The sequence below is a fragment of the Rodentibacter sp. genome (assembly GCF_057314195.1).
Map to the genome: position 1 here is coordinate 5,321 of NZ_DBHLAM010000028.1, position 14,999 is coordinate 20,319.

Here is a 14,999-nt window from a genome sequence, read left to right on the forward strand (position 1 = left end):
CGACCCCGACCTTGGCAAGGTCGTGCTCTACCAACTGAGCTATTCCCGCATTTGCTTATTGCTAAACAACGGCGCGTATTTTACCGATTTACGAAATGCTGTCAAACGAAAATCAACAAAAAAGTATCGACTGCTTAAAAATAATTCAAATGCCTAAAATCTATTCTATTACCGATAAATTTGAATAAGCGTTTTCATACACTTAAGCTTACACTTCGCAGCTCGTGTTAAACGTTTATTATTCAGTTTTTCTACGCAACGAAACCTCACCACCATTAAACATCTTCAATTCAGCACCGCATTGAACCCGCAAATAACCACGCTCATCAATACCTTGCTCAATACCGGAAATCACGCGTTGTTCCGTAATCACATTCACTTCACTATTGAAAAACGCATTATGATTTTGCCATGCTTGTTGAAATTCCGCATTAATGCCTTCTTTTTCAAAGCGCTCTAAACGCGCATATAAATGTTGGATCAATGTTGGAAACAAGGTTTGACGATCAATAGCGGGATCCATTTCGCTCAACTGCGCATAAGGCTGACTAATTTCCGTTTGCGTCGGCAATGACACATTAATCCCTACGCCAATCACCAAATTCAACAGGCCATTTTTATGATTGGCAATTTCCACCAAAACCCCGCCGAGTTTTCGCCCGTCGAACAAAATATCATTCGGCCATTTCACTTGCACGTTCAACACTTCGGCAATCGCCAAACCAATCACTAAACTCAACCCCTCAATAGATTTTCTCGGGTCGAACGTCCAGTAAAAACTAAAAATCATCTGCCCGGCAAAAGGGGAAAGCCATTGACGTCCACGTCGCCCTCTGCCTGCCGTTTGATACTCAGTGAGGCAAAGATCGCCTTTATTTAAATTCGGAATATTCTGCAAAATCCATTCATTTGTAGAACTCATGACGGGCTGGTAATGCACCTGATAAGGCGAAAGTGCGGTCGAAATTTGTAAAGAATTTAATAAGGGAAGTTGCGGCACTAAACGATAGCCTTGTGCCGTTTCGATAATATTCAGCCCGGCGTCACGAAATTGTTGTAAATCCTCGGCTAAATTTTGTGAAAACCGGGTCAAATTCGACCGCACTTTTTCCTCGCCGTCGGCGAGGTAGCTCAAGAGCACCGCATTCATATTTTTCCTCCGCGTAAACGTTTGCGAATCATAGCACAAAACGAAAAATTCATTTCCAAAATGACGCGAAATCTGTATAATCCCGCCGCAATATTTTTTAACTTCAACTTAGCGAGAATATTGCAATGTCTTTACGTATCAAACAAGAAGCCCTAACTTTTGACGATGTTTTACTCGTCCCTGCGCATTCTACCGTGCTTCCAAACACAGCCGACCTTTCCACTCAACTCACCAAAGAAATTCGCTTAAATATCCCCATGCTTTCTGCGGCAATGGATACCGTAACAGAAACCAAATTAGCCATCTCTTTAGCGCAAGAAGGCGGTATCGGTTTTATTCATAAAAATATGAGCATCGAACGCCAAGCGGATCGCGTGCGTAAAGTGAAAAAATTTGAGAGCGGTATCGTGTCTGAGCCTGTCACCGTTTCACCTGATTTATCCCTTGCTCAATTAGCGGAATTAGTGAAGAAAAACGGCTTTGCGGGCTACCCTGTTGTGGATAGCGAAAATAACTTAATCGGGATTATTACCGGTCGCGACACCCGTTTCGTAAAAGATTTAAGCAAAACCGTTTCGCAAGTAATGACCAAAAAAGACCGCTTGGTCACCGTGAAAGAAGGTGCGGCGCGTGATGAAATTCTGGCATTAATGCACGAACATCGCGTAGAAAAAGTGCTTGTGGTGGACGACAGCTTCAAGCTTAAAGGAATGATCACCGTCAAAGATTTCCAAAAAGCAGAACAAAAACCAAACGCATGTAAAGACGAATTCGGTCGTTTACGGGTGGGAGCTGCCGTCGGCGCAGGCCCAGGCAACGAAGAACGTATCGATGCGCTTGTGAAAGCAGGCGTGGACGTGCTTTTAATCGACTCTTCACACGGTCACTCTGAAGGCGTGTTACAACGCGTGCGTGAAACTCGCGCGAAATACCCTAACCTTCCCATCGTGGCAGGTAACGTGGCAACCGCTGAAGGCGCCATCGCCCTTGCTGACGCCGGCGCAAGTGCCGTAAAAGTGGGTATCGGACCGGGTTCAATCTGTACCACCCGTATCGTAACCGGCGTGGGCGTGCCACAAATCACCGCTATCGCAGACGCTGCAGCCGCATTAAAAGATCGTGGCATTCCGGTGATTGCCGACGGCGGTATCCGTTTCTCCGGCGACATCGCCAAAGCGATTGCTGCAGGCGCAAGCTGTGTAATGGTGGGTTCTATGTTCGCGGGCACTGAAGAAGCACCAGGTGAAATCGAACTTTACCAAGGCCGTGCCTTCAAATCTTATCGCGGTATGGGTTCCCTTGGCGCCATGGCGAAAGGCTCATCAGACCGCTACTTCCAATCTGACAACGCCGCCGACAAACTCGTGCCGGAAGGCATCGAAGGCCGCATTCCATACAAAGGCTACTTAAAAGAAATCATCCACCAACAAATGGGCGGATTACGTTCGTGCATGGGCTTAACCGGCTGCCCGACCATCGAAGCCTTACGCACCAAAGCCGAATTTGTGCGTATCAGCGGTGCAGGCATCAAAGAATCTCACGTTCACGACGTGACGATTACCAAAGAAGCACCAAACTATCGTATGGGCTAACCGTGGGGTGGGCTTTGGCCCACCTTTTGTTGTTTAAAGTGCGGTTGATTTTGTAAAAGTTTTGAAGTTCACTCTAAAGGAAAAAAACATGAAGAAATTACTTATCGTTACCTTTCTAGGTTTATTAACTGCCTGCTCTATTCTGGGAACGACTTATTCAGGCAATACTATCGCCGATAACACATTAAAGTCAGATGTAGAACAATATTTAGGCAAACTATTCTTTTACGATACATCATGTCGAGTATCTTCCATTCATACCGAAATTGATAAGGTAGTATTTCAACCAGATGGAGTAACACCTAAAGCAAGTTATGAAACTTGGACTGCTACAGGATGTGATCAAACTCGAAAATTTAACGTACAAATGGTCGCTGATAAAAATGGTGAAACAGACATCACTGTTGGAATGAAACCTTAACTCACAATCAAAAAGCGGTCAATTTTCGCAAAACTTTTGCAAAATCCAACAGCTTACAAACGGGAAACCCAATGCTACAAGCCATCATCTTCGATATGGACGGCGTGATTGTCGATACAGAATTTTTAGAATACGACTTACAAGCCCAATTCATCGAATCCATTAAAGAACATAACCGCACTTTAACGCCCTTAGAGCGAGCAGAAGTGGTCGGCAAAGGCTTGAGCGAAATTCCTGAAATCGTGAAAAAATTAAGTGGTTCATCCCTGCCGTTGGAAGAAATCAAACAACGCTATTTTGACTTCTTCAAACAGCTTTTCAGCACCGTGGATTATCGTTCCATTTTCCGTGCGGATATTCTGAAAATCATTGAGTTCGCCAAACAGCACCGCATTGAACTGGCGGTAGCGTCCTCTTCTCGCTTAGAACATATTCAAAACATTCTGACGGAATGTGATATTATTCAGCACTTTGATTTTATCGTGAGCGGCGAACAATTTGAACGCAGCAAACCGGATCCGACAATTTATCGCTACACCTTGGAAAAACTCGGCGTAGAAGCCCAAAGTGCGGTCGCCATTGAAGATTCTTTTTTCGGCATTCAAGCCGCTCAAGCAGCCGGTATTCCCGTGATTGCTTATGAAGAAAAACGTATGCATATCGACCAATCCCACGCGGAATATTGCGGCAAAAATATGCTGGAAATTTTAGCGATTATTAAACAATTACATTCACATTAATCTTACTTTCTATAAGGTAAAAAATGACAAACATTCACCACCACAAAATTCTGATCCTCGACTTCGGTTCACAATATACACAACTCATTGCACGCCGCGTGCGTGAAATTGGGGTGTACTGCGAACTTTGGGCGTGGGATGTAACGGAAGAACAAATCCGTGAATTTAACCCAACGGGGATTATTCTTTCTGGCGGTCCTGAAAGCACCACGGAAGCTAACAGTCCGCGTGCGCCGGAATATGTTTTTAATGCAGGCGTGCCGGTGTTAGGCGTTTGCTACGGTATGCAAACGATGGCAATGCAGCTTGGCGGTTTAACCGAGACTTCGGACCACCGCGAGTTCGGTTATGCGTCGGTTTCTCTTGAAAATTCCACCGCACTTTTTGCCAATCTTAACGATAATTTGACCACTTCCGAGCCGAAATTAGACGTTTGGATGAGCCACGGCGATAAAGTGACCCGCTTGCCGAATCACTTCGTCGTCACCGGCACCACACCAACCTGCCCTATCGCGGCAATGTCGGATGAAAGCCGTCGTTTCTACGGCGTGCAGTTCCACCCGGAAGTCACCCACACCAAAAGCGGTTTGGAATTATTAACCAACTTCGTGGTAAACATTTGTGGTTGTGAGACCAAATGGACGGCGGAAAACATTATCGAAGACGCCGTCGCACGCATTAAAGCGCAAGTAGGCAATGATGAAGTGATTTTAGGCTTATCAGGTGGCGTGGATTCATCCGTTGTCGCACTGTTATTACACAAAGCCATCGGCAAAAACTTACACTGCGTATTCGTGGACAATGGCTTGCTCCGCTTAAACGAAGGCGACCAAGTGATGGAAATGTTCGGCAATAAATTCGGCTTGAACATTACCCGCGTGAACGCAGAAGATCGTTTCTTAAGCGAACTTGCCGGTGTGGACGAACCGGAAGCGAAACGCAAAATCATCGGTAAAGTGTTCGTGGATGTGTTCGATGATGAATCGAAAAAATTGCCAAACGTGAAATGGTTGGCGCAAGGCACGATCTATCCGGACGTAATCGAATCTGCCGCCAGCAAAACCGGCAAAGCCCATGTGATTAAATCCCACCACAACGTCGGTGGCTTACCGGATTATATGAAGCTCGGTTTAGTAGAACCGCTCCGCGAATTATTCAAAGACGAAGTGCGTAAAATCGGCTTGGCATTAGGCTTACCGGCTGAAATGCTCAACCGCCACCCATTCCCAGGCCCAGGCTTAGGCGTGCGTGTGCTAGGCGAAGTGAAAAAAGAATATTGCGATTTATTGCGCCGCGCCGATTCAATCTTCATTGAAGAACTCCACAAAGCGGATTGGTATTACAAAGTCAGCCAAGCCTTCACCGTGTTCCTACCGGTGAAATCCGTAGGCGTAATGGGCGACGGACGCAAATACGACTGGGTTGTCTCCCTACGTGCTGTTGAAACCATCGACTTTATGACCGCACATTGGGCACACCTGCCGTACGACTTACTCGGCAAAATCTCTAACCGAATCATCAATGAAGTAAACGGCATTTCCCGCGTGGTGTACGACGTAAGTGGAAAACCACCTGCGACAATTGAGTGGGAATAAAAATAAAGATTTCAGATTGTTTCTAATCGTTCCAAAAGTACAATAACCCCAGTTAGATACTGGGGTTATCTGTTTCTGACATTTTCACACAAACTCTACTTATTTCCCATTTTTGACGGTATATGTGAATAGTATCAAAGCCAAGCATCCTGATTATGGCTACCGACGGGTTCCTAAATTTGATATTTCGTTTTATCGCCGATATCGAAATGCAACGGCATACGCCATTTTTGAATTGCCAATAAAAGCAACAACGCACCGACAATTATTGATAGAACGCGCGTTAATATTGCTCCTTCAAACACCCAACTAAACCATAATAACAAAACAAAAACCGGCTGAAGATTTAATAGTGGCACGCGAAAACAAAAATATTCTTTAAAACAAAGCCCACCTAAGGTGAGTAATGCACCACCGAATGCCAATTCAGGCGCGCCTAAAATATAGCAAAGTAAACCAATCCAAGTGGCGAATTGAAAGGTTAAACGAAAATGTTTGAGATAAATATGCAATGAAGACGCACAACAGGTTGCGGCAATCAGAATTCCTAACAAAGCCTGTTGCGGATACCAAGAAAGCGCCAAAAAACTCAACGCGGCAACAACGAAGCCGATGCGATAAATAATAACGGTCAGATTGTCCCAAAAATCCATAGGCGATTGAATATGCGGATCTGCCATAAATTCTCCTTATTTTGAAAAGTAAAAATTGATTAAAACGCCAACCTTGTAACTCAATGAGTAAAACGGTTGTTATGTCATTTTAACGCTTGTAGAAGACGCGTTAGAGTATCAAAATAGCACCGCATTGGAAGCAGCTCCAATGCGGTGCTGTTTTGAGATCTCATCGAAAAGGCCGTAACTTAACGCCAATAAATTCGAGAACCGCCTCCGAAACCGCTCAATGAACCTGATTTTGATTCAGGCGTATAATTTCGAAAAACGTTTATGTTTCCAACTGCATCGGTTGAACAAAATTAGCCGAGCCTATCCAAAATCTTTTGATGAATGCCGCCGAAGCTACCATTTGACATAACGAGAATATGATCGGTTGGTTGCGCTTCCGCTGCAATCATATCCGCCAATTTATCCAAATTGGCGCTCCAATAAGCCGGTTGCACACACTGCGCGGCAATTTCCGCCACTTCCCAAGGAATATTCTCCGGCTGCAACATAAAAACCATATCCGCTCGGCCTAACGCCGGTGCGATTTCATCTTTTTGCACACCCATTTTCATCGTATTAGAACGCGGTTCCAAGACAGCAAGAATACGCACGCCACCGCCCACTTTATCGCGCAATGCAGTGAGTGTAGCGAGGATAGCTTCCGGATGGTGGGCAAAATCATCGTAAACCGTGATGCCGTTTACTTCGCCTTTGATTTCCAAACGACGTTTCGCATTAATAAAAGTGCCAAGTGCCTGACAAGCGCTTTCGACAGAAACGCCGGCATGGTGCGCTGCCGCAATCGCCATTAAGGCATTATGCATATTATGCGCGCCGACAATATTCCATTTTACTTCGGCGATTTTTTCACCGTGTCGGAACACGGCAAAATGCGAAGCGTCTGTTGTTATGCGTTCGGCGTACCATTCCCCGTTTTTACCGAGGAATTGTTGCTCCGACCAACAGCCCATCGCTAACGTGTCTTTCACGCTTTGTTCATCAGAGGAAGAAAGAATGCGACCGCTCGCCGGAATGATGCGAATCATGTGATGGAATTGGCGTTGAATCGCTTTTAAATCATCAAAAATATCCGCGTGATCAAAACTGATGTTATTGATAATTAAGGTTTTCGGGTTGTAATGCACGAATTTGGAACGTTTGTCAAAAAAAGCCGTATCATATTCATCCGCTTCAATGACAAAAAACGGACTTTCTCCCAAACGCGCTGAAACACCGAAATTGCCGGCAATGCCGCCGATTAAAAAACCGGGATTTAAACCGCTTTTTTCCAAAATCCAAGTCAGCATTCCCGTTGTGGTAGTTTTGCCGTGCGTGCCGGATACCGCCAATACCCAACGATCACGCAATAAATGGTCGTGCAACCATTGGGGGCCGGAAGTGTAAGGCAAGTTATTTTCTAAAATATATTCTACACAAGGATTACCGCGTTTTAACGCATTGCCAATAATCACTATGTCCGGCGTCGGTTGTAGCTGTGCCGTATCATAATTCGGAATAATATCAATGCCTTGCTCTTGTAAAAACGTACTCATCGGCGGATAAACGTTAGTATCCGAACCCGTCACCGAGTATCCCATTTGTTTGGCAAGCATCGCTATGCCACCCATAAAAGTACCGCAAATACCTAAAATATGGATATGTTTCATTATGATTTCTTCTTATGTGAAAAAAGGAAAGGCATGATAAATCAACTCATAGGTTGAGTAAATAAGGGCTTGCTGCGCAAGCCCTGAAGAAATGGGAAAAGAAGTTAGGCGATTCGTTCAAAACCGGCTTTTAAATCGGCAATTAATTCTTCCGGATCTTCAAAACCGATATGCACACGAATCAACGAGCCCGTTAGTTTTCGTTCGATATTCGGGCGGATTTTAGCGATTTCTTCCGGTTGGTTGCATAAAATCAAGGATTCAAATCCCCCCCAAGAATAGGCCATCGTAAAGAGTTTAAAGTGATCCATAAATTGTGCTGTTTGCTCATTAGTTAAACGTCGGTTTAATTCAAAAGAGAACAAACCGCTTGCACCATTAAAATCACGTAGAAAAAATTCATGTCCCGGACAACTCGGTAAGGCTGGGTGATAAACCGCTTTCACTTCCGGCTGTGCGCTCAACCATTGCGCAATTTTTAAGCCGCTTTCGTGGTGTTGTTTTAAACGAACGTTTAAAGTGCGAATGCCACGCGCGGTGGTATAAGCGGAATCTGCATCCACCATTTGCCCCATTAAATAAGAATGTTCGCGTAGCTGATCCCAAGTGCGGGCATTCGCCAATGCGGTGCCGATCATGACATCGGAATGTCCCACGAGATATTTCGTACCGGCCTGAATGGAAATATCTATATCATGTTCAAGCGCTTTGAATAACACACCTGCACCCCAAGTATTATCAATCATAATCACGATTTCAGGATTGACCGCGCGTACCGCTTTTACAATTGTCGGGATATCCGGTACCTCCATAGTAATAGAACTTGGCGCTTCAAGAAAAAGCACTTTGCTATTCGGTTGAACTAATTTTGCGATGTCGGAACCGATAAGCGGGTCGTAATAAGTCGTGTCAATCTGCATTTTCTTCAATATGATATTGCAGAAATCTTGTGTCGGTTCGTAAGCCGCACCGCTCATTAAAACGTGATCACCGCTTTTCACAAAAGATAAAATCGCATTGGTCACCGCTGCCGCACCGCAAGGATAAAGGTAACAACCGGCTCCGCCTTCCATTTCACACATTAAATCCTGCAAAGCAAAATGCGTAAGCGTACCGCGACGCCCATAAAATAATTCGCCTTTATAACGATTTTGTGTGCAATATTTTTTATCGGCCATACTGTCGAAAACGAGTGAAGAAGCGCGTTGAATCACCGGATTCACCGCACCTTGGGAAAAACGTTTATTCCGTCCGGCATGGACCAAGGTTGTGGCTAATGAATGTTGTGTTGACATATATTTCACCTTTAATTAGATAATATTAATTAATGTAATAGATAAAAACTGCTATAAAAATACGATTAATTTCTCTACAATCCCGCGCGTATTTTGCGTTAGCAAAATTTTTATTAACTTATTAATATAAGGAATTATGATTATGGTATTAGTAACTCGTCAAGCCCCGGATTTTACTTCATCTGCAGTTTTAGGCAATGGTGAAATCGTTGACAATTTCAATTTTAAAAAACACATTGAAGGTAAAGCAGCGGTAATCTTCTTTTATCCGTTAGACTTCACTTTCGTATGTCCATCAGAATTAATCGCATTCGATCACCGTTATGAAGAATTCAAAAAACGCGGCGTAGAAGTCGTCGGTGTATCTATTGACTCTCAATTTACTCACAACGCTTGGCGTAACACCCCAACTGAAAACGGCGGTATTGGCCAAGTTAAATACGCATTAGCAGCTGACGTTAAACATGAAATTGCTCAAGCATACGGTATCGAACACCCTGAAGCAGGCGTTGCATTACGCGCTTCATTCTTGATCGACAAAAATGGAGTGGTTCGTCACCAAGTTGTGAATGACCTTCCGTTAGGTCGCAATATTGATGAAATGTTACGTATGGTTGATGCTTTACAATTCCATGAAGAACACGGCGAAGTTTGCCCGGCACAGTGGGAAAAAGGTAAAGAAGGAATGAAAGATAGCCCTGAAGGCGTTGCAAAATACTTAAAACAAAACGCAGATAAACTTTAATCTTTATCTAACCTTCACAGGAAAGCCACATTATGTGGCTTTTTTTATAGCTAAAGATCCTTTAGAATAAGGCCACGTATAATCAGTGCGGTCACTTTTATGAAATTTAATGTTCCTATCTTTCTGACTATTTTCCGAGTGTTCTTGATCCCTTTCTTTGTGATCGCTTTTTATCTTCCTATCGAATCGGCTCCATTCATTACTACGGTTATTTTCTTTATCGCCGGCGTAACGGATTGGCTTGACGGCTATCTTGCCCGCAAATGGAAACAAACAACCCGTTTTGGTGCATTCTTAGACCCCGTTGCCGACAAAGTAATGGTAGTCGCCGCTCTTGTATTAATCGTGGAGTATCAGCATACCTTCTGGATCACTATTCCTGCGATCATAATGATTTCCCGTGAAATTATTATTTCCGCTTTACGTGAATGGATGGCGGAGTTAGGTGAGCGCAACAAAGTCGCTGTATCCTGGCTAGGTAAAGTTAAAACGACTTCACAAATGCTTGCTTTAGGTGGTTTATTATGGCGCTATAACATCTATATGGAAATTCTTGCCATCATTCTACTTTATATGGCTGTAATTTTAACTGTGTGGTCGATGATTCAATACCTAAACGCGGCAAAAGAAAGCATGTTGGATGAAGTAGGTAAATAAAACATATATAAATAAAAAATCCGCATTCAAATTATTAAGCTTGAATGCGGATTTTTTTATTCTGATCTATTTTTTACCAAGTTGCGGTAACACGGAATCCTTACCCGCAAGCAACAAACCGGTTTCGGCGTAAATACCCAATTTACCGCGCGTGTCGGCAACGTCAAGATTGCGCATAGTTAATTGACCAATACGATCAATTGGAGCGAACGGCGCATCTTCCACTTTTTCCATACTTAAACGTTCCGCCTCATAAGTTAAGTTCGGCGATTCGGTATTAAGAATGGTAAAGTCATTACCGCGACGCAATTCAAGCGTTACGCTGCCGGTAATCGCTTTGGCAACCCAACGCTGTGCAGTTTCACGCAACATTAACGCTTGCGGATCAAACCAACGACCTTGGTATAACAAGCGACCTAAACGCAAACCATTGATGCGGTATTGTTCAATGGTGTCTTCATTGTGAATACCGGTTACCAAACGCTCATACGCAATATGCAATAATGCCATCCCAGGCGCTTCATAAATGCCACGAGATTTCGCTTCAATAATACGGTTCTCGATTTGGTCGGACATACCTAATCCATGACGGCCTCCAATGCGGTTGGCTTCGAGCATCATATCAACCACATCGTCAAAACGTTTACCGTTCAATGCAACAGGCACACCTTCTTCGAAAGTTACGATGACAGTTTCAGGTTTAATTTCGACATTTTCATCCCAGAACGCCACGCCCATAATCGGTTTTACGATTTTCATACTGGTGCTTAATTCTTCTAAATCTTTCGCTTCGTGAGTCGCGCCGAGCATGTTGGAATCGGTGGAATAGGCCTTTTCCACGGACATTTTATAGTCAAAGCCGTTTTCAATTAGAAATTGCGACATTTCAAAACGGCCTCCCAATTCCTGGATGAATTGATCGTCAAGCCATGGTTTGTAAATTTTTAATTGCGGGTTGGTTAATAAACCGTAGCGATAAAAACGTTCAATATCATTACCTTTGAAGGTTGAGCCATCGCCCCAAATATTAACGTTATCTTCTTTCATCGCCGCAACCAACATGGTACCCGTTACCGCGCGACCAAGCGGCGTAGTGTTAAAATAGGGAATACCACCAGTTGAAATGTGGAAAGCACCGCATTGAATCGCCGCAATACCTTCACGCACCAATTGCGCGCGACAGTCGATTAAACGGGCATTTTCCGCACCGTAAGCCATGGCTTTTTGCGGAATTGCATTATAATCCTCTTCATCCGGCTGACCTAAGTTCGCTGTGTAAGCATAAGGCACCGCACCTTTCTGACGCATCCAAAGCAATGCTGCGCTGGTGTCCAAACCGCCTGAAAAAGCGATACCGACTTTTTGCCCCTTAGGTAAATGTTGTAAAATTGTATTTGACATTTTCTCTTCCTTAATCTTTAACTTACTTTGAATATTTAATCATTTTTAATGAATAAAAACTCAAAAAATATAACCATATCTTTCCTGCTTGTTTAGCAATTTTCTACTTCAATTGAGAATTTATTATAAAGCAGTAAATTTGAGTTTCGTTTATAAAAATCCCTGCGATAAATAGAGATTTCATTATTATTTTGTTAGAAGATCCAAGGCTTCTTGATATTTTGCCACGGTCTTTTCAATTACATCTAGCGGAACTTTCGGCGCTGGCGGTTGTTTGTTCCAACCACTGTTTTCTAACCAATCTCGAATGAACTGTTTATCAAAAGATGGTGGATTGGTACCTTCTTTATAGGTTTCCACCGACCAAAAACGGCTGGAATCCGGCGTTAACACTTCATCCATCAAAGTTAAAGTACCGTTTTCGTCCAAACCGAATTCAAATTTGGTGTCACAAATAATAATACCTTTGGTTAAAGCATATTTTGCTGCTTCCGTATAAAGGGCGATGGCTTTTTCTTTCACCTGTGCCGCCAAATCTTTGCCGATTAAGTTTTCACACTCGGCATAGCTAATATTAATATCGTGATTACCGATTTCTTCTTTGCTGGACGGTGTGAAAATTGGCTCAGGCAATTTGCTGGCTTCCACCAACCCTTTTGGCAAAACTAAACCGCAAATGGTGCCGGTTTGTTTATAATCTTTCAAACCGCTGCCGGTTAAATACCCGCGCACGATCGATTCAATTTTAATCGGGGTTAAACGTTTACAAACCACCGCACGATCCTTGACTAAATCGGCTTCCGCTTTGGGTAACACATCATAAACGCTGTCGCCGGTGAAATGATTCGGCATAATGTGCGCCAGTTTGTTAAACCAAAAGTTAGAAATTTGTGTCAGGATTTCGCCTTTGCGCGGAATCGGCTCATCTAAAATCACATCGAATGCCGATAACCGATCCGTCGCTACCATCAACATCCGTTTACCATCGATTTCATATAAATCCCGCACTTTGCCGGAATAGATTTTTTTAAGACTTAGATTTTGCTGTGTCATGGTTTGCACCTTTTTATCGTTGTAAAAACTGGCGCGTATTGTACCGTACTTTTCAAGCAAACGTTTGCTATTTTTCAAAAAACCATGCGATTCATAGAATTTCGTCGATTTAGTTTGAGCAAAATCTCAAAATCAGAGAAAATAGCCGCCATTTTTTAGTAGCCCAAAGAAAGAAAAAATGACTTACCCTTTAGAACAAGTTAACAAACGCCGCACTTTTGCGATTATTTCTCACCCCGATGCGGGTAAAACCACCATTACCGAAAAGGTCTTGCTTTATGGTAACGCCATTCAAAAAGCCGGTTCGGTGAAAGGTAAAGGTTCCGCCCAGCACGCGAAATCCGACTGGATGGAAATGGAAAAACAACGTGGGATTTCCATTACTACTTCCGTAATGCAATTCCCATACAACGGTTGTTTGGTCAACCTGCTGGATACTCCGGGGCATGAGGATTTCTCTGAAGATACTTACCGCACTTTAACGGCAGTGGACAGCTGCTTGATGGTGATCGACTCCGCCAAAGGGGTTGAGGAACGTACCATTAAATTGATGGAAGTCACCCGTTTGCGTGACACGCCGATTATCACGTTTATGAACAAACTTGACCGTGATATTCGTGATCCGATGGAATTGTTGGATGAAGTCGAAAACGTATTGAAAATTCACTGCGCGCCGATTACGTGGCCTATCGGCTGCGGCAAATTGTTTAAAGGTGTGTATCACTTATACAAAGACGAAACCTATCTCTATCAAACAGGGCAAGGGCATACTATTCAAGAAGTGCGAATCGTAAAAGGCTTGAATAATCCGGAATTGGATAATGCCGTGGGCGATGATTTGGCACAACAATTACGTGATGAATTGGAATTGGTTAAAGGCGCCAGCAACGAATTTGACTTAGATTTATTCCTAAACGGCGAACTGACACCGGTCTTTTTTGGTACGGCGTTAGGGAATTTCGGCGTGGATCATTTCCTTGACGGCTTAACCGAATGGGCGCCTGCGCCGCAAGCTCGCCAGGCAGATACGCGTAAAGTGTCGGCTGACGAAGAAAAATTCAGTGGTTTCGTATTTAAAATTCAAGCCAATATGGATCCAAAACATCGCGACCGCGTTGCCTTCTTACGTGTCGTGTCCGGAAAATACGAAAAAGGCATGAAACTTAAACATGTGCGTATCGGCAAAGAGGTGGTGATTTCTGATGCATTAACCTTTATGGCGGGCGACCGTTCGCATGCAGAAGAAGCCTATGCCGGCGATATTATCGGTTTGCACAATCACGGTACGATTCAAATCGGCGATACCTTTACCCAAGGAGAAGACTTAAAATTCACGGGCATTCCAAACTTTGCACCGGAGTTATTCCGTCGTATTCGTTTAAAAGATCCACTTAAGCAAAAGCAATTATTAAAAGGCTTGGTACAGCTTTCCGAGGAAGGCGCCGTGCAGGTTTTCCGTCCATTGTTGAACAACGATTTAATCGTTGGAGCGGTGGGTGTGTTGCAGTTTGATGTGGTGGTGTCGCGTTTGAAATCTGAATACAACGTCGAAGCCATTTATGAAACCGTCAACGTGGCAACGGCACGTTGGGTGGAATGTGGCGATGCGAAAAAATTTGAAGAGTTTAAACGTAAAAACGAGCAAAACTTGGCGTTAGACGGTGGCGATAACCTTACTTACATCGCGCCAACAATGGTAAATCTAAACCTTGCGCAAGAACGTTATCCTGATGTGACATTCTTTAAAACAAGAGAACATTAATGTAATAAAAAATGATCTGCACCCCAAAATCTGGACACCTAATTTGAGGTGCAGATTATGTCTTACTCTTATCAATTTCGTTTAGAAATTATCAAACTGGTCACCGAGCAGGATTTAGGTATCCGTGAGGTAGCTAAACTTCATAACATTCCCCATTCTGCCGTCATTTATTGGCTAAAAGCATTTCGGGAAAGAGGGATTAATGGCGTAAAATCGCCTTATACAAACCTTCAAACACCGAAAATAGTGAAGCCAA

14 protein-coding genes are annotated in these 14,999 nt (G+C 43.6%); 8 read left to right on the forward strand and 6 right to left on the reverse strand.

Annotated features, from left to right (window positions below; genetic code table 11):
* Positions 1–238 precede the first annotated feature (238 nt).
* The gene (gene birA, locus ACO59Y_RS04200) at positions 239–1,150 is read right to left on the reverse strand and encodes a bifunctional biotin--[acetyl-CoA-carboxylase] ligase/biotin operon repressor BirA (protein ID WP_486130920.1); all 912 of its coding nucleotides are present in this window, start codon (positions 1,148–1,150) and stop codon (positions 239–241) included.
* A 125-nt stretch (positions 1,151–1,275) separates the two neighbouring features.
* Between birA and guaB the strand changes: the two genes are divergently transcribed.
* From guaB to guaA, 4 genes are all read left to right on the forward strand, one after another.
* Entirely contained in the window at positions 1,276–2,742 is a 1,467-nt protein-coding gene (gene guaB / locus ACO59Y_RS04205) for an IMP dehydrogenase (protein ID WP_486130922.1), read from the forward strand.
* Between the two features lie 88 nt (positions 2,743–2,830).
* Positions 2,831–3,163 carry a hypothetical protein gene (locus tag ACO59Y_RS04210; protein WP_486130924.1) on the forward strand — a complete coding sequence of 111 codons (333 nt, stop codon included), beginning with the start codon at positions 2,831–2,833 and terminating at the stop codon, positions 3,161–3,163.
* Positions 3,164–3,234: 71 nt separating this feature from the next.
* Complete coding sequence (locus ACO59Y_RS04215) at positions 3,235–3,903, forward strand: HAD family hydrolase (RefSeq protein WP_486130926.1); 669 nt, start codon at positions 3,235–3,237, stop codon at positions 3,901–3,903.
* 23 nt (positions 3,904–3,926) lie between these two features.
* Positions 3,927–5,498 carry a glutamine-hydrolyzing GMP synthase gene (guaA, locus tag ACO59Y_RS04220; RefSeq protein ID WP_486130928.1) on the forward strand — a complete coding sequence of 524 codons (1,572 nt, stop codon included), beginning with the start codon at positions 3,927–3,929 and terminating at the stop codon, positions 5,496–5,498.
* 173 nt (positions 5,499–5,671) lie between these two features.
* Here the strand turns inward: guaA and ACO59Y_RS04225 are convergent, their stop codons facing one another.
* The 3 genes from ACO59Y_RS04225 to metC all read right to left on the reverse strand — a co-directional run bounded on the left by ACO59Y_RS04225 (position 5,672) and on the right by metC (position 9,125).
* Positions 5,672–6,178 (reverse strand): DUF2301 domain-containing membrane protein, encoded by a 507-nt coding sequence (locus tag ACO59Y_RS04225; protein ID WP_373602885.1) that lies wholly within the window; start codon positions 6,176–6,178, stop codon positions 5,672–5,674.
* A 296-nt stretch (positions 6,179–6,474) separates the two neighbouring features.
* The gene (mpl, locus tag ACO59Y_RS04230; RefSeq protein ID WP_486130930.1) at positions 6,475–7,830 is read right to left on the reverse strand and encodes a UDP-N-acetylmuramate:L-alanyl-gamma-D-glutamyl-meso-diaminopimelate ligase; all 1,356 of its coding nucleotides are present in this window, start codon (positions 7,828–7,830) and stop codon (positions 6,475–6,477) included.
* A gap of 104 nt (positions 7,831–7,934) precedes the next feature.
* Positions 7,935–9,125 (reverse strand): cystathionine beta-lyase, encoded by a 1,191-nt coding sequence (gene metC, locus ACO59Y_RS04235; protein WP_486130932.1) that lies wholly within the window; start codon positions 9,123–9,125, stop codon positions 7,935–7,937.
* Between the two features lie 142 nt (positions 9,126–9,267).
* On the opposite strand from metC, the gene ACO59Y_RS04240 reads away from it, so the two are divergent.
* Complete coding sequence (locus ACO59Y_RS04240; protein WP_373602888.1) at positions 9,268–9,870, forward strand: peroxiredoxin C; 603 nt, start codon at positions 9,268–9,270, stop codon at positions 9,868–9,870.
* A gap of 99 nt (positions 9,871–9,969) precedes the next feature.
* Positions 9,970–10,527, forward strand: coding sequence for a CDP-diacylglycerol--glycerol-3-phosphate 3-phosphatidyltransferase (gene pgsA, locus ACO59Y_RS04245; protein ID WP_486130934.1), 558 nt, complete (start codon positions 9,970–9,972; stop codon positions 10,525–10,527).
* A gap of 66 nt (positions 10,528–10,593) precedes the next feature.
* On the opposite strand, the gene argG is transcribed toward pgsA, so the two are convergent.
* On the reverse strand, positions 10,594–11,928 hold the full coding sequence (gene argG, locus ACO59Y_RS04250) for an argininosuccinate synthase (protein WP_373602890.1): 1,335 nt from the start codon (positions 11,926–11,928) through the stop codon (positions 10,594–10,596).
* Positions 11,929–12,114: 186 nt separating this feature from the next.
* The gene (locus tag ACO59Y_RS04255) at positions 12,115–12,981 is read right to left on the reverse strand and encodes a phosphoribosylaminoimidazolesuccinocarboxamide synthase (protein WP_486130937.1); all 867 of its coding nucleotides are present in this window, start codon (positions 12,979–12,981) and stop codon (positions 12,115–12,117) included.
* A 178-nt stretch (positions 12,982–13,159) separates the two neighbouring features.
* Here ACO59Y_RS04255 and prfC point away from each other — a divergent pair, with 178 nt between their 5' ends.
* Both prfC and ACO59Y_RS04265 read left to right on the forward strand, forming a co-directional pair.
* Entirely contained in the window at positions 13,160–14,743 is a 1,584-nt protein-coding gene (prfC, locus tag ACO59Y_RS04260) for a peptide chain release factor 3 (protein WP_486130939.1), read from the forward strand.
* A 57-nt stretch (positions 14,744–14,800) separates the two neighbouring features.
* The coding region (locus ACO59Y_RS04265) for a transposase (RefSeq protein ID WP_486130941.1) at positions 14,801–14,999 on the forward strand (199 nt) is incomplete at its 3' end.